The sequence below is a fragment of the Hymenobacter sedentarius genome (genome assembly GCF_001507645.1).
In the GTDB taxonomy this organism is placed as follows: domain Bacteria; phylum Bacteroidota; class Bacteroidia; order Cytophagales; family Hymenobacteraceae; genus Hymenobacter; species Hymenobacter sedentarius.
This window is the reverse complement of the sequence record NZ_CP013909.1, coordinates 553136-573662: the sequence shown is the minus strand read 5'-3', so window position 1 is coordinate 573662 and position 20527 is coordinate 553136. Positions and strand designations below refer to the sequence as shown.

At 65.7% G+C, this 20527-nt stretch carries 11 protein-coding genes and 1 pseudogene; all 12 read right to left on the bottom strand.

What is annotated here, in order from left to right:
- Window positions 1–11: 11 nt before the first annotated feature.
- Window positions 12–5570, bottom strand: coding sequence for an FG-GAP-like repeat-containing protein (locus tag AUC43_RS02430; RefSeq protein WP_157780894.1), 5559 nt, complete (start codon window positions 5568–5570; stop codon window positions 12–14).
- A 46-nt stretch (window positions 5571–5616) separates the two neighbouring features.
- Window positions 5617–5901 carry a hypothetical protein gene (locus tag AUC43_RS20770; protein WP_157780893.1) on the bottom strand — a complete coding sequence of 95 codons (285 nt, stop codon included), beginning with the start codon at window positions 5899–5901 and terminating at the stop codon, window positions 5617–5619.
- A 430-nt stretch (window positions 5902–6331) separates the two neighbouring features.
- Entirely contained in the window at window positions 6332–9397 is a 3066-nt protein-coding gene (locus tag AUC43_RS02425) for a sensor histidine kinase (RefSeq protein WP_068189453.1), read from the bottom strand.
- 164 nt (window positions 9398–9561) lie between these two features.
- Entirely contained in the window at window positions 9562–10215 is a 654-nt protein-coding gene (locus AUC43_RS02420) for a response regulator transcription factor (RefSeq protein ID WP_068189450.1), read from the bottom strand.
- Window positions 10216–10450: 235 nt separating this feature from the next.
- The gene (locus tag AUC43_RS02415) at window positions 10451–11938 is read right to left on the bottom strand and encodes a hypothetical protein (RefSeq protein ID WP_068189443.1); all 1488 of its coding nucleotides are present in this window, start codon (window positions 11936–11938) and stop codon (window positions 10451–10453) included.
- A gap of 670 nt (window positions 11939–12608) precedes the next feature.
- Window positions 12609–12791 (bottom strand): hypothetical protein, encoded by a 183-nt coding sequence (locus tag AUC43_RS20765; protein WP_157780892.1) that lies wholly within the window; start codon window positions 12789–12791, stop codon window positions 12609–12611.
- Window positions 12792–13258: 467 nt separating this feature from the next.
- Window positions 13259–13687, bottom strand: a complete 429-nt coding sequence (locus AUC43_RS20295) for a helix-turn-helix domain-containing protein (protein ID WP_157780891.1) — start codon at window positions 13685–13687, stop codon at window positions 13259–13261.
- A 222-nt stretch (window positions 13688–13909) separates the two neighbouring features.
- Window positions 13910–15388 (bottom strand): class I SAM-dependent DNA methyltransferase, encoded by a 1479-nt coding sequence (locus tag AUC43_RS02405; protein ID WP_068189437.1) that lies wholly within the window; start codon window positions 15386–15388, stop codon window positions 13910–13912.
- A 58-nt stretch (window positions 15389–15446) separates the two neighbouring features.
- Complete coding sequence (locus AUC43_RS02400) at window positions 15447–16010, bottom strand: hypothetical protein (RefSeq protein ID WP_068189433.1); 564 nt, start codon at window positions 16008–16010, stop codon at window positions 15447–15449.
- Between the two features lie 40 nt (window positions 16011–16050).
- A complete protein-coding gene (locus tag AUC43_RS02395) occupies window positions 16051–17385 on the bottom strand; it encodes a restriction endonuclease subunit S (RefSeq protein ID WP_233254087.1) in 1335 nt (444 codons plus the stop codon).
- 105 nt (window positions 17386–17490) lie between these two features.
- Window positions 17491–17628: pseudogene (locus tag AUC43_RS21920) on the bottom strand (restriction endonuclease subunit S); the annotation flags it as partial.
- A gap of 12 nt (window positions 17629–17640) precedes the next feature.
- Window positions 17641–20466: a type I restriction endonuclease subunit R gene (locus AUC43_RS21760; RefSeq protein WP_068189427.1), complete on the bottom strand. Its 2826-nt coding sequence runs from the start codon at window positions 20464–20466 to the stop codon at window positions 17641–17643.
- Window positions 20467–20527 lie beyond the last annotated feature (61 nt).

The following is a 20527-nucleotide window of genomic DNA, read 5'->3' as shown; positions in this document are numbered from 1 at the left end:
GTAGTCCCAGCTTATTGCCGGACCAGGCGCAGCTGCTGCACCCCGTGCTTGGTAACCAAGCGCAGGCTGTACACGCCCGTGGCCGCGTTGCCCGGCGTCCAAGTGACCTGGACGAGCTGGCCCGCCGCCGCGTGGCCCGCTTGCAGGCGCTGCACTAGGCGGCCCGTCACGTCGTACACTTCCACCGCGTAGTCCTCGTCTTGGTCGAAAGCAAAGGCAGCGGTGGTTTGCTCGTGTACCGGGTTGGGGTAAGCGCCGAAGGTGGCGGCCGTCAGGGTTGCCGTTTCGGTCGCCTCAACAAGATTGGCGGGGGCGCTGCTTTTTGGGGTCTGGATGATGATGGCTCCGTAGCTGATGGCCGTCGTGGCCGGGTCATTCTCATCGGCCCCGGCTTGGTTGTCGTACACCACGGCGCTGGTGGCCGTGTTCCAGATTTTGATGCGGAACCGGTCCGGGCCCGTGCCGCCGTTGTAGTCGCCGTCGATGGCGGCCACCAGGAAGCCGTAGGTTCCGGCGCCGTTGATGGTGCCCACGCCCTTGTAATTGGCGCGTTCTCCGGCAATAACCAGGCGCGTCGCCGTCAGGGAGGTGCTTTCGAAGTCCAGGTTACCGGCTTTGAACTCAAACCCGGTGTTGCCATCGACCTGGGTGGTGGAACCTTTGGCGTACTTGGCCACAAAGCCGAACTTGGCCGTGCCGCCCACCTGCATGAAGGGCAGGGCCGGATTCATCGGCGAGGCAATGGCGCCGTGACCGGTGACGAAGCCGCCGTTGGGGTCGTACACCACCACGTATTCGTAGAACGTCGTGGCCGATAGGCCACAGGCGTCGCGCACGGTCAGGCCCACCTTGTACACGCCGGGCGTGGTGTAGGCGTGGCTGCCGCTCACGGTGGCGCCGCTCAGGGTGCCGGCGCTGGTGCCGCCGTCGTCCCAGGTCCAGGTGGCCGCCGTCAGGTTGTTGTCGATGAAGTTGGCCGAGAGCGAGACCGTGGCGGCCGCGATGCTCAGCGGAGCGCCGGGGCCGGCGATGTCGCCCAGCACGGGCGCGGCGTTGGTGATGGTCACCAGCTGCGTGGCCGTAGAGGTGCGGTTGCTGCCGTCGGTTACCGTCCAGGTCACGGTGGTGGTGCCCACTGGGAAGCTGGTCGGGGCATTGTTGGTCACCGTCACAGTGCCGCAGTTGTCGGCGGCGGCGGGCGTGCCCAGCGCTACGGTGGCCAGGGCGCGGGCGCAGGCTTTGGCGTCGTTGGCCAGCGAGAGGTTGGCCGGGGCCGTGATGGTCGGGGCCTGGTTGTCGACCACGGTCACCAGCTGGGTGGCGGTGGCCGTGTTGCCGGAAGCGTCGGTCACGGTCCAGGTAACCGTCGTGTTGCCCTTGCCAAAGGAAGCGGGGGCGTTATTGGTCACGCTCTGCACGGTGCAGTTATCCGCCGTGACCGGGGAGCCCAGGGCTATGCCAGTGGCCGAGCACTGGCCGGCGTCGGTTGATACCACTTTGGCCACGGGGGCCGTAATAGTTGGGTTCACGTTATCAGTCACCGTCACGGTGAAGGTGCGGGTGGCGATGCCGCCACAGCTGCTGGCCGTGGCTGTGATGGTGGAAATGCCCACCGGGAACACATAAGGCGAAGCAATGGCTGCGCCGCCGAGGGTGAAAGTTACGCTCGGGGCCGGCGTGCCGCTGGCCGAAGCCGAGAAGCTCACCGAGGCACCGCAGGCGTTAGCGCCCACGTTCACGCTTTGGTTGGCTATGGCGGCCAGCGCCGGAATCTGGCAGAGCGTGGTGAAGGAAACGGTCGTCGAAGCCGCAGTTTGGGTGCGGCTGCAGGTGCTGGTCACGGTCACGTCGTAGGCAGTGTTGGGCAGCAGGCCGGTCAAGGCCACCGGCGAGGTGGCGCTGGTCAGGGACTGGGCCGGCTGGCCCGCAGTGGCGTAGCGCACGGTGTAGCCGCCAGTGGCGGTGGCGGTGCCCAGGAAGCTCACGCTGGCCGTGCTCGTGCCGATGCCGCCTACGGCCAGGCTGGTGGGCGCAGCGCAGGGTGCAGGCGTCAGGGTCACCGTTAGGGTGGCGGTGCTGGCGAGGGTGGGGGTGCCGTTGTCGGTCACGCTTACCGTGAGGGCAAAGCTGGGCGTGGCGGCGTAGTCGAGGGCCGCCGAATTGGCGACTTGCAGCTGGTTGCCCACCAGGGCGAAGGCCCCGTTGGTGTTGCCGGCCGTGAGTGTGTAGGTCAGGGCCTGGCCCGCATCGGGGTCGGTGGCGAGCACGGTGCCCACCACGGTGCCGGCGGCGCCGTCTTCCTGGGTGGTGTAGGACTGGTTGGCTACTACCGGGGCCTCGTTCACGTCGCTCACGTTAATAACGAAGGCGGCGCTGCTGGTCAGGCTGCCGTCGGTGGCTTGGGCGGTGATGGTGTAGCTGGTCGCGACTTCAAAGTCGAGCCCGGCACGGTTGGCCACGGTCACCACGCCGGTGGTGGCGTCGATGACGAAGCGGCCGTTGGCGTCGTCGGTCAGGCTGTAAGTCAGGGTGGCGTTGTCCGCGTCGGTGGCCGTCACGGTAAGGCCCGTGGGGGTGCCGGGAGTTGCATTCTCAGCCACGGCGTTGGGGGCCGCGTCGGCGTCGGTCGGGGAACCAGGGGCGTCGTTCACGGCCTGCACCTGCACCAGCTTGGTGGCGGGGTTGCTGTCGAGGCCACCGTCATTCACCACGAAGCTGACCGTGCGGTCGGCGGCGGTGGGGGCGTCGGCGGTGTTGAGGTAGGTGATGCTTTGCAGCACGGCCTGCCAGTCGGCCAGCGTGGCGTAGGGCGCGGCCGAAGCCAAATTGAGCACGCCGGTGGCGGCGTCGTAGGCACCGGTGATGTTGCCGGCGGGCACGAAGGCCAGCACGTCCTCAGCCGGCACCAGGCCGCTGCTGAGGCTGACGGTGGCCGAAGCCAAGGTGGTGCCGTCGGCGTCGTTCACGGTCATGCCAGCGTCCACGGCGGTGACGGTTTGCTCGGGGGCGGCCGTAGCGCCGGTCGTGGCAGCCAGCACGGGAGCTTGCAGCACCGCGAAGGCTGCGCTATTGGCGGTGCCAGCGGGCGTGGCCACGCTGCTGCTGCCGGTGGCTGTGGCCCCGGCCGGTACGTTAAAGGTGATGGCTGTGCCGGTGTTGCTTAAGATGGTAGCCGCCGTTCCGTTGATGACCAGGGCCGTGGCCCCAGTGAGGTTGGTGCCGCTGAGGGTGACCAGGGTGCCGGGGGCGGCCGGGTTTGTGCTGAAGCTAGTGATAGCGGGGGCCGTTTCCTGATTTAGGCGCACGCTCACTGTGCCGCTGCTGTAGTTGGCCGCGAGCAGGTCGAGGTCGCCGTCGCCGTCCACGTCGGCCAGGGCCACGCCGCGGGGGCTGGCGCCGACGGGCACGTTCTGGGTGCCGGCGAAGGCGCCCGTGTTCGAGCCCGTGGCGTCGCCCCCGTTCAGGCGCACGCTCACCGTGCTGCTGCCAATGTTGGCCGTCACCAGGTCCAGGTCGCCGTCGCCGTCCACGTCGGCCAGGGCCACGCAGTAGGGGCCGCTGCCCACGGGCACGTTCCGGGTGCCGGCGAAGGCGCCCGTGTTCGAGCCCGTGGCGTCGCCCCCGTTCAGGCGCACGCTCACCGTGCTGTTGCCAGTGTTGGCGGTCACCAGGTCGAGGTCGCCGTCGCCGTCCACGTCGGCCACGGCCATGCTCTGGGGGTTGGCGCCCACGGGCACGGTTTGCGTGCCGGAGAAGGCGCCCGTATTCGAGCCTGTGGCGTCGCCCCCGTTCAGGCGCACGCTCACCGTGTTGTTGTTGGCGTTGGCCGCGAGCAGGTCGAGGTCGCCGTCGCCGTCCACGTCGGCCAGGGCCACGCCGCGGGGGCTGGCGCCGACGGGCACGTTCTGGGTGCCGGTGAAGACGCCCGTGTTCGAGCCCGTGGCGTCGCCCCCGTTCAGGCGCACGCTCACCGTGGTATTGCCAGCGTTTGCGGTCACCAGGTCGGGGTCGCCGTCGCCGTCCACGTCGGCCAGGACCACGCAGTAGGGGTTGATGCCCACGGGCACGTTCCGGGTGCCGGTGAAGACGCCCGTATTGCTGCCCGTCGCGTCGCCCCCGTTCAGGCGCACGCTCACCGTGCCGCTGCCGTTGTTGGCGTTGGCCGCGAGCAGGTCGAGGTCGCCGTCGCCGTCCACGTCGGCCAGGGCCACGCAGTAGGGGCTGGCGCCGACGGACACGTTCTGGCCACCGGCGAAGGCGCCCGTGTTCGAGCCCGTGGCGTCGCCCCCGTTCAGGCGCACGCTCACCGTGCTGTTGCCAGTGTTGGCGGTCACCAGGTCGAGGTCGCCGTCGCCGTCCACGTCGCCCACGGCCACGCTCTGGGGGCCGCTGCCCACGGGCACGTTCTGGGTGCCGGCGAAGGTGCCGGACCCGGCGCCGGCCTGGGCCGTGAACTGGTACACGTAGGGCTTGGCCGCGCCGGCGGGCGAGGTGACGTAGACCGTTTCGCCGGGCTTGAAGTCGGTGCTCGGGTCCAGGGTCACGGTGTTGCCGCTGGCCGTGGCGGCGAGGGCTTTGCGGCCCCCGGCCTGCTGGGAGTACACGCGCACGCTGGCGGCCAGGGCCGCGTTCGCAGCCTGGCCATACGTCAGGGCCACGTTGGCGGCGCGCCCGGCGGCCAGGGCGTTGCGCGCGGGCGAAGTGCTCACCACCGTCGGCAACGGCGGCACTATGAACGTACCGGCCGTGGACACGGTGAACGGCAGGGACGTGACCTGCACGTAGCTGCTGCTGCTGGTGGTGAGGGCCGCGCCCACGGCCACGCCGTTAATCAGCACGCGCATGGCTTGGTCGTAGGGCAGGGCGCAGCACTGGCGCTGGGCCATGAGGAAGCGCACCCGGTAGGTGCCCGCGCCCAGGCTCAAGGCCTGCTCCACGTACCCGTCCCGCAGCTGAAACAGGGCAATGTGGGTGCCGTCGGGCGGCGTGGGCGGGTAGAAGGGACTGTTGGCAGTGGCGATGGCCGCGTTGCCGATGCTGAAGCCGGGGCTAGCAAAGGCCCAGCCCGTGACCGTGGTCGGGTTATACACGATGTCGGCGGCCGGGGCGCCGCTCTCGAAGCTGCCGTTGGCCACGCCCCCGGGCACCACCGCGCCGTTGGCGTCGATGATTTCCACCTGGTCGATGTACACCGTGTTGTCGGAGCTGGTGCCGCCGGTGCCTTGCAGGCGCAGCACGGGGTTGGGGGCCGAGGTGGCCCCGCCGCTGGCCGTGGCCAGCGTGAGGGCCCCGCTGGTGGAGCCCACGCCCGGCGCGAAGGTGAAACCCAGGGCCGTGCCCGTGCTGGTGAGGGTGCCCGCTGTGCCGTTCACGGCCACGGCGGTTACCCCGCTCAGGTCGGTGCCCGTCACACTGACGCTGGTGCCGGCCGGCCCGCTAGTGGGCGTAAAGCCTGTGATGGCAGGGGCCTGGGCCCGCGCCGCCACCGGCAGCAGCGCCGCAAGCAGCAGCCATAGCCTGTAGGCCGAAAAGCAGCGGATGCTGCGCAAGGATGGTAAGGGTGTTGGCATAAATTGAGGGGGGTAGGAAAACTAAAAGTTGCTGATTAAGAGATAGTTATTCGCCAGCAGTAGCCGTAGCGCCTAGTGCGGGTCTGGGTCTGGGTAAGTGGCCTAGTGGGGCCTCCAGCAACAGCAGGCCCAGCAGCGACCGGCGCAGGGAGCTGTTCAGGTGCCAGAGCTGGTGGCGGGCGGCGCGGGGGAGAAAAGCCAGAGTGGCGGAAGCCGACGAGGCACCGACGCCGCGGGAAGCAGGAAGCGATGCTGCATCGGTGCCGTGGGAGGCGGGAGCCGTCGCTGCATCGGTGCCGCAGGTAGCGGCCGGAGAGTAGCGTGTACTCATGCAGTTGGAGAAAAAGTGAAGATTTTGCTGATTTGCAAGAAGTAGCGGCTGGGCAACACAATCCCATCCAATAATTCTACAAAGCTACCGGCCACGACAAGGGCACGGTATGACACGTTGGTGTCATGCGAAAAACCAGGAAATTATAGTATTTTGACGGGAAGATCGTGCCTGGCCGCACGCAAAACGCCCGGCTTCCCAAGACGGCCGGGTGCAAACCAAATGCAATTATTTGAAAATAAAATTTTACGGCACGATGCAATTGAGCACATTTCGAGAAGGGCTGCTGCTCGAGGTCGCCCATGTAAGTTCCTGTGCTGGTCCCTCGGCGGAGAGGCAGGAGCTCGCGAGGGAGTCGCTGGTGCGTGACACCCCGGCTTACCTCGCCTCGTGGGCAAGCCAGGGCCTGGCTGGCCGGGAAGCCGGGCGGCTACCCAGCCAGCGGTACTGTCACTACCACCGCGAAGCCCGTTGCCAACGGCTCGTAGCGCACGGTGCCGCCCACGACCCGGGCGCGGGCCTGCATGTTGGTCAGGCCGCGGCCGCCGGGGCGGGGGCGGCCGTCGTGGCCACGGCCGTCGTCGGCCACGCTGAGCGTGAGGCCGGCCGCATCCGCCACCAGCTGCACCGTAACTGTGGTGGCGCGGGCGTGCTTGACCACGTTGTGCAGGGCTTCCTTGTAGATGAGGTAGAAGTTGTGGAGCAGGGCTGGGTCCAACACCGGGTCGGGCAGGTCGGGGACAACGCGGAATTGTACGTCGAGGCCGGCAGGTGGCAGCACCTCCTGGGCGTGGTCACGCATGCGGTCCAGCAGCTGGCCGAGGCGCAGTGGCCCGGCGTCGAGGCTCCATACCACGTCGCTCATTTGCTGGGCAGCCTGGCGGGAGGCGAGGGCCAGGGCGTCGAGCCGGGCCCGGGTCTGGGCCGGGGTGTGGGGCGTTTCGCGCAGCAGGTCGCTGTGCATGCTGATTTGGGTGAGCAGGTTGCCCACGTCGTCATGCAGGTCGGCGGCGATGCGCTGGCGCAGGGCGTGTTCGGCTGCCCAGTACCGCTCGCGCCGCCGGCTGCGGCGCTGCTGCCACCGGTACACCCCGCCCACGGCCGCCGCCAGCAGCAGGCCCGTGAGGGCGGCCCACACGCCGGGCCGCCGCCACCAGTAGGTGCGCGCCCGCACCGGCACGCGCAGGACGTTGCGGGCGGGCGTGCCCAGTTCGGTTTCGCCCCGGATTTCGAGCGTGTAGTCGCCCGGTTCCAGCCCTTGCAGGCGCAGGCGGTTGCTGGTGCCCAGCTCCTGCCAGGGCGCGGGCCGCGTGCCCCGCAGGCGGTACGCGAAGCGTCCCAGCTCGGGGCCGGTGTCATCGCTGAAACTCAGCGCCAGGTCCGCAAAGGCATCGCCGGGGGCCAGCTCCAGGCCCTGGGGCAGGGTGCCGGCCAAATAATCGGTGCGGATGGTGTCGGGCTGGGCGTGGTGCTGGGTGAGGCCGGTGAGCAGCAGCCGGGGCTGGTACTCAGCAACGGTCAGGTCCTGAAGCTCTAGGACGCTTAGCCCGCCCACCCCGCCCACGTACAGGCGCTGCCGCACCGAGTCGTACCAGCCCGATTGGCGGTTCAGTTCGTTGGTCGCCAGCCCTTTGGCAGTGGTTAGGTCGCTGCGCCTCCCGGTACGGGGGTCGTAGCGCACCAAGCCGTTGTGGGTGCCCACCCACAGCACCCGCCCCGGCCGGGGGGCCAGCACAAACGCCACCGCTTCGCTGGGTAGCCCCCGGCCCAGCGTGAGCTGCCGCTGCACGCCCCGCCGCGGGTGCAGCAGCAGCAGGCCGGCGTCGAGGGTGCCCACCCACACGCTGTCGGGGTGCGCGGCCAGCACGCAGCGCAGCAGGCCGGTGGGCAGCCGGTAGGGCGGCGCCTCGTCGGGGCCGTAGTGGCGCAGGGCGCCGGTGGCCGGCTGCAGGCAGTACAGCCCCCGGTTGGTAGCCAGCCACAGCTCGCCGTTCGCGCCTTCGCTCAGGGCCTCAATCTCGCAGCGGTGCAAGGGCCAGGCGGGGTCGCCTTCGCGGTAGCGCGTGCGCGTGTGGCGGGCCAGGTCGAGCTCAAACAGGCCCTGCTGCCCGCCCGCCCACAGCCGCCCGGCCCGGTCGCGTAGCAGGCAAAAGATGGTTTTGCCCGTGGGGTCGGGGTGGAGGCCGGCCCACGCGATTTCCTGAAACCGTCGCCCGGTCAGCAGCCCGACGCTCCTTCCGTTTTCAAACCCCACGACCAGGCGCGCATCGGGCAGGCGCAAGCTGCAGTACCAAACCTGGCCGGGGGCCTCGCCGCGCCAGCGGCGCAGGGGGGCCAGCGGGCTGTCGGCCGCCTGCGTAAACGTGCCCGAGTAGCTGCCCACCAGCAGCCGGCCATCGGCCAGCCGGCTAATGGTGCGGGTGCTCAGGCGCTGCCCCCCGGCCACGGGCAGCACCTGAATGGGCGCCCGTCGGGGCCGCAACTTAAAAACCCCCGGCATGCCTTCGGCAAACGCCCACAGCCCCGTGCGGTCCCGGTTGAAGCACAGCCAGCCGTTCCACTCGCGGGCCAGGGGCAGGGGGTAGTGCTGCAGCCCGGGCGGCTGCCGCTGCCGCCGGATGGACAACGCCAGCAGCTCGCCGCTGCCCAGCCAGTACCAGGTGCTGTCCAGCTCCAGCACGTTCAGGCGGGGCACGGCCGCGGAGGAACTGTTGCGGAGCCAGCGGGCCAGCACCCGCGCCGGCCGCTGCGGCCGGCGTTCATAGAGCACGCTGTCGGTCAAGAAGTAGGGGCCGTGGGGCAGGCGCAGCGGGTGAGTGGCCAACTGCGTCCGGCGCGCGTTATCGGCCTTCAGCACCCGGTAGCGCCGGCTGTGGTTGGCCAGAAGTTGGGCCGAGCCACCCGGCATCAGCCGCCAGCTGCGCTCAAAGCTGAACAGCAGGAGCTGCCCCGCCGAATCGGGCTCTATGGCTGCTATCAAGCCCTGCGGGTACTGCCACACCAGCCGCGCGGGCTGTCGGGGCCGCCGGAGCGGCAGCCGGAACAGCTGGCAGGGGTCCAGCCCCCGGCCAAACCACAGCGCCCCCCGGTACAACAGCAAGGCGTTGATGTGGCCGTGTCGCCCCGTTAAGCGGGGCAGCGGCACCCGGCGCAGCTCGCCGCTCGCGGGCACAAACGCGTACAGCCCGTCGTGCATGCCCACCCACACCGTGCCGGCCGAATCGGCCACCACCCGGTAGGCTTCGCCGCTCAGACGGGGCCCTTGCCGCACCAGTTGGTTGAGGGGCACCAACTGCCGGCCGTCGTAGCGAAACATTCCCTGCCGAGCGGCCACCCAGGCGAAACCCGCCGGGTCGCTGCTCAAGTCGCGGACCCCCACCGTGCTCAGAACGCGGTCGGGCTGCTGCTCCAGCGGCTGGGTCCTCGCGACCGGACCGGCCAGCAACAGCCAGCTGCCCACCAGCCACCGCAAGATTGTTATTAGCTTCGTCAGCATGCAGGTCGGGCGTTGAAAGTTGGGTACAAATAACGCTCAGCTTTCGCGCCAACTGCCCCTTGCTGGCCAGTCAGAATCAGGGCTTGTTCGCGGTCAGGCTGCGGGGCGTGCGCCCCGGCCGTGGGCGAGTTCAACAGCCCTTGCTAGCGGCTAGCCTAGCGGACCTATCCGCGCCGCTTCAGGGCTAGCGCCAGCAGCTCGCCTTTCGAGTTGATGTGCAGCTTGCGGTACACGGCCCGCAGGTGGTTTTTAACCGTTTCGTGGCTGATGCTGAAGGTATCGGCGATGAGCTTGTAGCTCAGCCCTTCCTCCACGGCCGTCACCACCTCCTGCTCGCGGGCTGTGAGGCGGGCCGTGGCCGTGGCCGCCACCGCCACCGGCGGCTGTCGCCGAAATGCCTGCAGGACGTGCCGCGCCACGGCCGGCGACATGGGCGAGCCGCCGCCGGCCACCTCCAGCAAGTGGGCCTTGAGGACGGGCAGCGGCGTGTTTTTCACCAAGTAGCCCACCGCCCCGGCGCAAATGGCCTCGAACACGCGGGGCGCATCGGTGTACACGCTTAGCATGAGCACCTGCGCCTCCGGCAGCCGCGCCAGGATGAGTGGCAACCCCTCGATGCCCGAGCGGCCGGGCAGGCCCACGTCCGAGAGCACCAGCGCCGGCAGCGTGCCCAGGGCGGGCAGCTGCTGGAAGAAGTCCTCCACCGAATTTGCCGCCAGCACGCACTCGAACTCGGGCTGGGCGCCCAGGTACTGCTGCAGCATTTCCCGGATGGGGGTCTGGTCTTCGATGATGGCCAAAGGGAGCCTGTTTTGCATGGGGCAAAAGTAGTGCCCACTGATTTGCGGCGCTATGACACGAAAGGGGGATAGACGGCTTAACTCCCGGGACTTGTCAGGCGTTATTTTTTCAGCCGGAACTGAAGTTCTCTCAAATCTTAGGTTAACCTAGGAGCGTCTAATTTATTCCTGCACTCTATCTTCCACGCACTTTTGTTGCGCGAGCGCCTCCATTAGCACACTTTAGCGTTCGGGGTCTACTCCGGGCCCGGGGTTACTTTTGCAGGGGCTCCACGTCAAGGCCGGGGACGATGCCAGCCTTGAGGCGGAAGGCTTCTTCCACGAGTTCCCTGACGAGGGCCGCGTCGTCGGGGCGGCAGACGACCGAGTCGTGGATGGTGGCGGCCCAGACCTTGTTGGCGTGGAGGGCCTTAAGCACTGTGTCGAGGATGACCGAGGCTTCGCGCTTCTGCATGGCGTCGGCCAGGTCCTGGTACCGGGCGAACTTCATGTCGCGGATGAGCTGGTAGACGTTGGGGAAGTGCTCCTCGAACCACTTGCCGCACTTGCCGGCCACGGTGTGCTGGTTTTTGCAGAAGAACAAGCTGGCGAAAAACCAGCCCTTGAACTCGCGGCGCTCGCGCTTGTTACGCATGGGTATCTTCATAGCGGCGGCCACGTGCTCGTAAAACTTGCCGGAGGCCGTGAGGTCCATGTAGTGCTCGGCGTCTGCCGGCAGCTCCTGGTAGCGGTACTTGTCGGCGAGCAGCAGATTCAGCATGAAGGGCTGGGAGTTCTTAATGTCGATGTTGACGAGCACCTCGGCCGGGGCGTCGGCGTGGTAGAGAAACTGGCGGAAGCAACTGGCCAGGTTGGTGAGCGCCGTGTAGACCCGCGAGCCTTTGATGGGCCGGGTGGGTGGCTTGAGCTGGAGGTTGCGGAGCTTTTCCAGGGCCACGAGGTTGGAGGTGTAGGCGTCGAGTGCCCGGGCCTTGAGCACAGCGTAGATGGTGGTCTCCGGCTCGTGCTGCTCGCGGTTCTTCAGCTGGCGGGGGAGGAGCACCTTGCGCAGCTTCGCGCGGCTGGGCAGCTGGATATGCAGCTCGTCGGCCTCGAAGGCAGCGTCGAGCAGCGCGGCGTAGGCTTTCTTGGTCACCTTGGTCTTATCGACCGTGGCCCGGTGGGCGACGATAAATTCGAGCGTCGTGTCGTAGATGCGCTCGTTGAGGTCCCGGGCCGGGGTGAAATCGAGGCGGAGTTCTTTCATGTCGCGGTGGATGCGGTTAAGGAAGCGGTCCTTCTTGAGCTGGTGCTCTTCGTCGTGGCGCTGGTCCCAGAGCTTCTTGCCGAAGGTTTCCTGTTTGTAGATTAGCACGCCGACGGGCTTGCCGACGTAGGTGGAGGTGATGCAGTAGCCCAGGTTCTTGCCCGCACCGTCCACGCCCTGGCCGTTCCAGTACCGGTAGTCGCAGTCAATGACGCCGGAATCCTTGAGCAAGGTGAGCACCAGCTTGGTGTAGCGGGCACCGAGCTGCTGGACCAGCCAGTTGTAGCTGATGTTGACGAAGTCGCCCTGGGAGTAGCGGACGTCGTAGACCGGGGCCGTGATGATGCAGTCGAGGATGTAGGCCACCTTGTCCTGGTGGTGGAGAATCTGGGGCTCGGTCCAGCCGTTGGCGCGGAGGTAGCCCGGGAGGTCGGCCAGCATGCCGGGCACGTAGAGCGGCCGGGGATTGAAGGTAAAGGTGGAAACGTAGGCCACGGGGTCTAAGGCTTTGGTGCTGGGTTCAGGGGGTCTCCGGCGTTCCACGGCCGGCGTTGTTGGTGGAGCGGGGTGAAGCGCTGGTGGAGGACCAAAACCAAACCTCCCCCAGCCCCGGCCGATGTTTGCGAGTCTGGTCTTCTCGGAAAGCCCCGGGGGCCTTCGGGGGTAAATACGCCGACCGAGGTGTCGTTTTCCAGTTGAGCTAAAAAAAGCGAAAAACCTCTCTCTCGTGGGCGCGGGCGCGCGCGGTAGTTCTGGAAGCCTTTTCATTTCCGTGGTATTCAGGTTCCACTTTTCATGTGCTCCACTGGCTCCCCACCAGGTTCCCCACTTCCCGGTCTTCCCAGTCCCCTTCCCCTCCAGGTTCTCCCACCAGGCTCCAGGATAAGGCTCCCCTTTCATTCTTCCCTTATCACGATACACTTGATGAATTTCCATTTTTAAGTAGTACATGCCCAGGTAGTTACGAGCTGTTTTTTTTGGCAAAAAGTGTAAACCAGGTTGTGGTACCTGGGGTAGTGGCCCCCGCTCACCCTCAAAAAGAACGAGGTCGTGAGGGCGGCGGGGAGGTGGGAACCACCGGGCGGGGGCTACTTGGTTTTGGTGGGCTGCTGCTAGTAGATGGGGAAGACCCCTTGATGCGGGCTAGGGTGTAGCCTCCGAGCGTCTACTTGACCTTGCCGTCCTGGTGGTCGAGCTGCTTGAGCTGGTCCTCGCTGCGCACCGCCTTGACCGTCCCACGGGCCTGGGGCTCGGTGAGCTTGAAATCGGGGCGCATGCGGTCATAGGCCCGGGCCCAGCCGTCCATGCCACCGGTCGTTTTGCGTCGGGACCAGTGCCTGGTAGCCACTGGTAAGGGCTTGCCGAAGTCACTTGGACGTAGCAGTCTACTACTATACTCACTCGATATGTCGCACTCAGAATTTTTGAAAAAAACTTGGGGTACCCACCACAGATGGAGGCCCCAAGGGGGCGGGCGGAGGAGGAGGGGGATACTTAGGCAGCAGGGGCGGGGGCCCCAAACCCAGGCTTTTTAGGTTGCCCGGCTAGCCTTCGGCACCTGTTTGTCGTCCGATGCACTCCACACAGGGTTTTTAACTGGTGACGCCTTGCCAGAACGGCACCAAAAAATCAGTTGTATCCGCAATAAAAACCCGTTATTCCCGGTTCGGGAACTGTTAAGTTTTGTACTTGCTAGGGGTAGTACCGGGGGTTGACCAGAAGCGGGAACCGATGCTGACTCTGTTAACCACGACCACAAGTGGTGGGTGGGAACAACCTTTGTCGCGGGCGAGTAGCGGGCACGCACCACGAAGATTAGCCAGCTTTTCTGGGGCGGCCCGTGGTGCAGCGCCCGTATTTGCGTCGCCCATTGGGTTGGGTTTGCAGTTTCAATGCAGCCAGCACGTGGCCCCGTTTGACGCGTACCTCGCGACCAGCTTTGAAGCCCTGGAGCTTCCCCGCCTTGACCCACTCGTAAACAGTTTGCGGGCTTAGCCCCAGCAACTGCGCGGCTTCGTTCACAGTCAAGACTTGGTCATTCTGGTCGGCTTCCACGGCTGCCGCGGCCTTCTCTGCCAGCAGCAACTCGTACTCTTCGCGGGCTGCCAGGCGTGCATACCGGTCCAGTTCCTCGAGTAGCGGAATGATGAGGTTCAGCCACTTGGTGAACCCGTGAAATGGTTGCTCACCAGCTTTTTTTGCGAAGGTCGAAGGCGTGATTCCTGCGGGTAGAGGACGCGTCATTAGTTTCATGGCCGCCTTTACGGCAACCCCAACGGCCCCGTTACCGTAGCTTTTCTCCTTTTCACAAAAAAGATTATAAAACCCTTAATTACAGTTGGTTGAACTGTTAATGGGTTGCCGGGTTTCCCGCTTCCCGCCCGGCGTTTGCTGGGTGGTGGCAAATGAAAACGCCGCCACGAATAGAAAAAAGCTCTACTCGTGGCGACATTCCAGAACCGAAGCCTACTCGGTTGCTTCCAGCTCCTCGGCGATGCTGGCGAACTGCGCCAGCGCGGCCTGTAGGTTCTCGGTGATTTCCAGGGCCAGCACGTCGGGGGCGGGCAGGGTGGCGCTGTCTTCGAGGGCGTCGTCCTTTAGCCAGAAGATGTCGAGGTTCACCTTGTCGCGGGCCAGCAGCTGGGCCAGCTCGTAGCGGTGGAACTGCTCGGTCTCCTGGCGCTGGGCCCGCTGGCCCGGCTTGCCGTAGCAGGCGATGAAGTCCTGCAGGTGGGCCAGCGTGAGCGGGTTTCCCTTGGGGGTGAAGTGCTGGTTGGTGCGCAGGTCGTACACCCACAGCTCCTTGGTCTGGGCCTGCTCGGCGGCGGCGCGCTTCTCGAAGAAAATGACGTTGGCCTTCACGCCCTGGGCGTAGAAGATGCCCGTGGGCAGGCGCAGCAGGGTGTGCACGTTGCAATCTTGCAGCAGCTTGCGGCGGATGGTTTCGCCGGCCCCGCCCTCAAACAGCACGTTGTCGGGCAGCACCACGGCGGCCGTGCCGCCCACCTTGAGGATGGTGTAGATGTGCTGGACGAAGTTGAGCTGCTTGTTGCTGGTGGTGGCCACAAAGTCGGTGCGCTCGTAGCTGAGCGTGTCCTTGCTGGTCTGGCCTTCCTCGCTCATCACCGTGATGCTGCTCTTCTTGCCGAAGGGCGGGTTGGCCAGGATGAAGTCGTAGCGCTCGCCGGGGTCGGAGAGGAGGGAGTCGCGGTTTTGCACCGGGCTTTCGGTGGAGCCCACGCCGTGCAGGTACAGGTTCATGGCGGCCAGGCGCACCACCGAGTCCACGATGTCGGTGCCGTGGAAGGTGTGGTCGCGCAGGAACCTGAGCTGCTCGCGGTCCAAGTCCTTGCCGTAGGTGTCGACGAGGTAGTCGCGGGCCACCAGCAGGAAGCCGGCCGTGCCGCAGGCCGGGTCGCAAATGGTCTGGCCCGGGGCGGGGGCCACGGCTTCCACGATGGCCTGGATGAGCGGGCGCGGGGTGAAGTACTGGCCGGCGCCGCCCTTCACGTCCTCGGCGTTCTTCTGCAGCAAGCCTTCGTAAATCTCGCCCTTCACGTCGAAGCCCAGGCCCGACCAGTTCTCGCGGTCAATCAAAGCCAGCAGGTGCTTGAGGCGGGCGGGGTTCTGAATCTTGTTCTGGGCCTTCTTAAAGATGACGCCCAGCATGCCGGGCTCCTTGCCCAGGTCGGTGAGCAGGTGGCGGTACTGCACCTCCAGCGCGTCGCCTTCGAGGTGGCGCAGGCTGGCCCAGTCCTTTCCTTCTGGCACGGCCGGGGCGTTGGGGGCGCCGGCCTGCTCGTCGGCCATCTTCAGGAACAGCAGGTAGGTAATTTGCTCGACGTAGTCGCCGTAGCCCACGCCGTCGTCGCGGAGCACGGTGGCGTAGCCCCAGACGCGCTGGACGAGGGATTGGGCGGTGGCATTCGGGGTTGGCTGGCGCATGGGAGTAGGTGGCAAAGAGGGGTGGCCCCGCATGGGGACCGGTGATGAGGGGCTGCCGCTACGGGCAGGGGACGGTTTCGTTGGAGAGGTACTCGCTCTTCTTGGCGCCGGCGTAGGCGTAGGAGAAGGGCTTGTCGGTGCGGGTCATGCGGGCGCAGCTGTAGAGGCCGATGCCGCGGCTGATGCGCGCGGTGCTGGTTTTGTCGAGCGAGGCGCCGGTGAAGTTGGCCATGTAGCCGCTTTGCCGGTGGGTGTTTTTCAGAATTACCACGTAGCGGCCGTTCACCTTCACCTTGAGGATTTGCAGGTAGGGGTTGGTCGTGGCCGCGGCGCTATACGTTAGCCCCACCTCGCGCATGGCCTGGTTGAATTGGCACACGTAGGGCTGCTCGCTGGTGTCGTCGTTCAGCAGCTTGAATACCGACAGCAGCGCCTCCGCATCGGCTTTCTGCGCCGCGTTTTCGGGGTCGCCGATGAACGACTCGACATCGTGCTTGTACCGGCCAGCGTCGTCGCTAAACAGGGCACCCACGAAATGCGAGCGCAGCGAGGAGTAGCTCTGGCAGAAGCCGCGAAACGGAGCCAGCAGCAAGGCCAGGACCAGAAGGGTTGAAAGACGCATGGAGTGGGGTAGGATGAGGTAACCAGAAGCAGGCACGCGCCTACAAGGGCATGGGGAGTTGTTTTGATGCCGGCGAGGCTTTGGGCTCCCGGGCCTTGCGCGCTTTCGGCGGGGCCGTGGATTCGTTCCGGAGCCGCGCCAGCAGCACCGTGGCCGGCTCGTCGGTGGCATCTTGGGGCACAAGGCGGCCGGTGAAAGCCCGGTGCAGGATGCTCTGGCGCAGGCGCTCGGCGCGTTTCAGCTCGTCGGTGAGGGTCTTGCTCAGCGCATCGAGCACGGTGAGGCGGCGCTCTACTTCGGCTATGATTTCTATTTGCTCGGCGATGGGCGGCAAGCAAACGGGCAGGTTTAATAACTGCTCTGTGTTGATTCCGTCCCTCGTGGCACCATGATTCACACGGAGCAAATAACTGACGACTTCGCGGGCTCCACGGACATAGTAGAGGAAAAAGAAAGGGGTTATGGTCTCGGCATCCAGCCTTAAGCGCATGATGTGATAATTGAAGAGAATGCCATCAAGCTCACTCGTAACAAAACCAGCTCTCCCAACAGATGCCATGCGCGAGAAAAGCAAATCTCCTTTTTTCAGCCGGTAGCGCTCAAGCCCAGCTGCTTTTTCTTCAGTGATATGGACTGCTTTATTCAACTTAATGCCGCCTTCTGTCAAGCAGCCAATAGTTAAGACTGGTACTCCAGAAGTGACAAAATCACTCGTCCCTAAGGAAGTGCCGAACGGTCCTGTCATCACTGTTTGCTCTCCTATAACCCCAAGCTGCTCCACCGTGGTCCAAGCCCAGCCCGACGGCAGCTCCGGAAGCTCGGAAGCATCTACCGCTTCCGGCTCAACATACTTCGATTTCCATCCCTCGCCCAACGGCAGCTGCCCGCCGCGCTTGGCCACCTGGGCGGCTTCCCACTGCGCCCGGCGCTCGGCGCGGATGCGGGCCAGCAGGGCGGCGCCGGTTTCGGTGGGGGCGGGGTGGGCCTCGCGCCAGGCGCGGGTAAGTTCGCCAGTCACGGCCGCGTGCAGCACCGACTGGCGGTAGCGTTTCAGCAGGGCCTGGGTGCGGCGCACGGTCGCTACGCCTGCATCCAGCTTGCTAAATAGCTCCTCCAGCTTCGCCACGATGCGGCGCTGCTCGGGCAGGGGCGCTAAGGGCATTTCCATTTGCCGCACCCTCTCTTTATTTAAAGCTGGCTGATTATTGCCAGATGAAGTACGCCTTGTCTTGTGGTAGCTACCTAACAAGTAGTAATAAACAAACTCGGGACTGACCTCTGTCTCAGAAACCCGAATCGCAGCTGAATTTTGATTGTTACAGGCTTCAATATCAAGGATGGCAACCTGTCCACGCGTTTTCCCTTCACCTATCATCCCGATTAGCACAGTGCCCCGTGGATGGATTGAAGTAGATGAATTTGCTAGACCCTGCTCGGAAATAAACTCACGGGCTGTTTTGATTCTGCAGAAAGCAACCTCGCCGCTGCTAATCCAAGGAATACCACCTGTCCAGTAATCTTGATTTGACCTGCTAGGGGTGGCCCCTACTAAGACCTTGAAAATTTGGCCTATACTAGTTCTTGCCCAACTGTTCGGTAACTCCTGCTGCTCTTCCATTTCTTACGTTTCCTACGCGGCCAGGGCCTCGTTTAATTCGGCCACCAGCTGATTCAAATCTGCCCCGAACACCTGTTTGGCGCGGGCGTAGCCGCCCTGGTCCACGAAGGGCGGCATCGTAAAGTCTTCGGCCTCCACGCTCAGGGAGGTGGCCACCTTCTCCTTCATCATTGTGAGCCAGCGCTGTTGCTCCTCCGTGAACGTGCGGCCGGCCTGCTGCTGCGCCGCCAGCCACGCCCCGAACCGCTCGTCCACGCCCAGCGGGTAGGCCGTCAGCGTTTCGGTCTGGTGCAGGGCAAAGCGCACGAGGCTGATGAGGTTGGTGAGCAGGGTTTTGGGGCCGGCCCCGCGCACTCGCGCCTTTTCCAGCTGCTCGTAGGCCGCCCAGATGCCTTCGGGCGTCAGTTCCGGGTGGTCGAGGCGCAGGGCCAGGGCCAGCTCCCGAATCTGGGCAAAGGTAACGGCCCGGCGAGCGTAGGGCCGGTTGTGCAGCAGCTGCAAGGCCGTGATTTCATCTTTGTGCGCTTCGATGAAGGCCTGAAACTTGTCGACTCGCTGCCGGGCCAGCGCCTCCTGCGCGGCTTCGGGCGAGGTGCGGCTCTCGAAGCCCGCCGCCAGCACCCGGTCCTGGCTCACCAGGTCGATGATGAGGTCGTGCTGGGCGTGCACCTTGGTGAGCAGCGTGCGCAAGGCCGGGTCGTCGAACAGGTGTACGGCCCGCTCGGTGAGGGCCTCCACGGCCTGCTGCCAGTGGGCGTCGGTGGGCTCGTCGAGGGCGCTACCCGGCTCGCCGGGGGCGGGCTGGCCGGCGGCGTGGGCTTCGGCCGCGGCCACGCGCTGGGCTTCGGCTTCTTGGCGCACGGGGTCCACGGCGTCGTAGAGGCGGGCGGCGAGCTGTTGCACGGTGGTCCCGCCGGTCTGGGTTTGCACGGCGGCGCGGTCGTCAGGCGTGAGCTGGCGGTCGAGCCGGGCCAGGCGGGTTGCCAGGCTGCGCAGCTGGGCCGGGTCGTGGTTGCCCTGGGCCACGGCGTGTAGCAGCTTCTCGAAGCCCAGGCCGCCGAGGCGCTCCACGCTTTCGGTGTCTTTCTTCACCGAGTCGGTCACGCCCACCGCGTCCACAATCACGAAACGAGTTTTGGCGCCGGCGTCGCTCGTCACCGTCTCCAGGTCGGAGGGGCTGATGACGCGCGTGCCGCGCCCCTTCATCTGGTCGAAGTACACCCGGCTGCGCACGTCGCGCAAGAAGAGCAGGCACTCCAGGGGCTTGATGTCGGTGCCGGTCGAAATCATGTCCACCGTCACCGCCACCCGCGGGTTGTACTCGTTGCGGAACTTGCGAATCAGCGTGTCGGCGTTCTCGTCGGAGCCGTAGGTGATTTTCTTGCAGAAGTCGTTGCCCTTGCCGAACAGCTCGCGCACCAGCTCCACGATTTCGTCGGCGTGGTGGTCGCTCTTGGCGAATATCAAGGTCTTGGGGACGATTTCGCGCCCCGGAAACAGCTCCGTGAACAGGCTGGATTTCCACTTCGTGAGCACCGTGCGAATCTGGTCGGGCGTCGTCACCGAGCGGTCGAGCTGCGTGCCGGTGTACACCAAGTCGTCGTCGAGCGTTTCCCAGCGGCGCTTGCGGGTCTGGCGCTCCATGCGCTTCACGGCGCTGCCCTTTTCCACCCGCGAGCCCTGGGCCGTGATTTCGGTCTCGATGCGGAACACGTCGGAGCCCACGTTCACCCCGTCGACCACGGCCCGCTCGTGGCTGTACTCCATCACCAGGTTCTGGTTGAAGAAGCCGAAGGTCTGCTTGGCCGGCGTGGCCGTCAGGCCGATGAGGTGGGCGTCGAAGTATTCGAGCACCTGCTGCCACACGTTGTAGATGGAGCGGTGGCACTCGTCAATCACCACGAAGTCGTAGCCCTCGGGCGGCAGGGCCGGGTTGTAGGCCACCTCGCGGGGCCGCTGCGGCGCCTCGCCGTTCAGCTCGAAGCCCGACCGCTCCTCGTTGCCCGCGTCGAACTCGGCCTCGCCCCGCAGCATCGAGTAGAGCCGCTGGATGGTGGTGATGGTGACCTTGCTCACCGTGTCGAGCTGGTTGCTGGTCAGGTGCTGCACGTTGTAGAGCTCCGTGAACTTGCGCCCGTCGTCCGGGGCCGTGTACTGCTGAAACTCCTGCAGGGTCTGTCGCCCCAGGTTGCCCCGGTCCACCAGAAATAGGATGCGCTTGGCCCCCGCAAACTTGATGAGCCGGTAGATGAACGACACCGCCGTAAAGGTCTTCCCCGAGCCCGTGGCCATCTGAATGAGCGCCCGGGGCCGGTCGTCCTTCAGGCTCACGTCGAGGTTGCGCAGGGCTTCAATCTGGCAGTCGCGCAGGCCGGCGGTGGTAACGGCCGGCAGGGTACGCAGCCGCGCCCGCAGCGTACCAATTTGCCGGGTCCACCCGCGCAGGGTCTCAGGCCGGTGAAAGCCGAACACCGGCCGGGAGCGTGGCTCCGGGTCGCGGGCATCGGCGAAACGAATTTCCTGACCGTTGGCCTCATAACCGAAGGGGAGCTGGTCGGCCACCCGCTGGGCGTGCTTGGTGGCGCTGGCCTGGTAGCGGGCCGTCTGCTCGGCCACGGCAGTAAGCGAGGTGCCTTCCCGCTTGGCCTCCACGATGCCCACCAGTTTGCGGTCCACCAGCAGGGCGTAGTCCGCCGGGCCCGAGTCGGTGGGGTACTCCCGGACTGCCACACCGGCACCCGCTCCTAAGTTTATCTGCTTGTAGTCCTGCACGAGCCAGCCGGCGAGGGCAAGTTGGGCGTCGATGAGCTGGCGAGCGTGCTGTTCAGGGGTAAGCATGAAAGGAAAGGGCGGCGGTAGAACTGCGAATGTAGTTCCATATTAGGGCTCATCCCTAAAA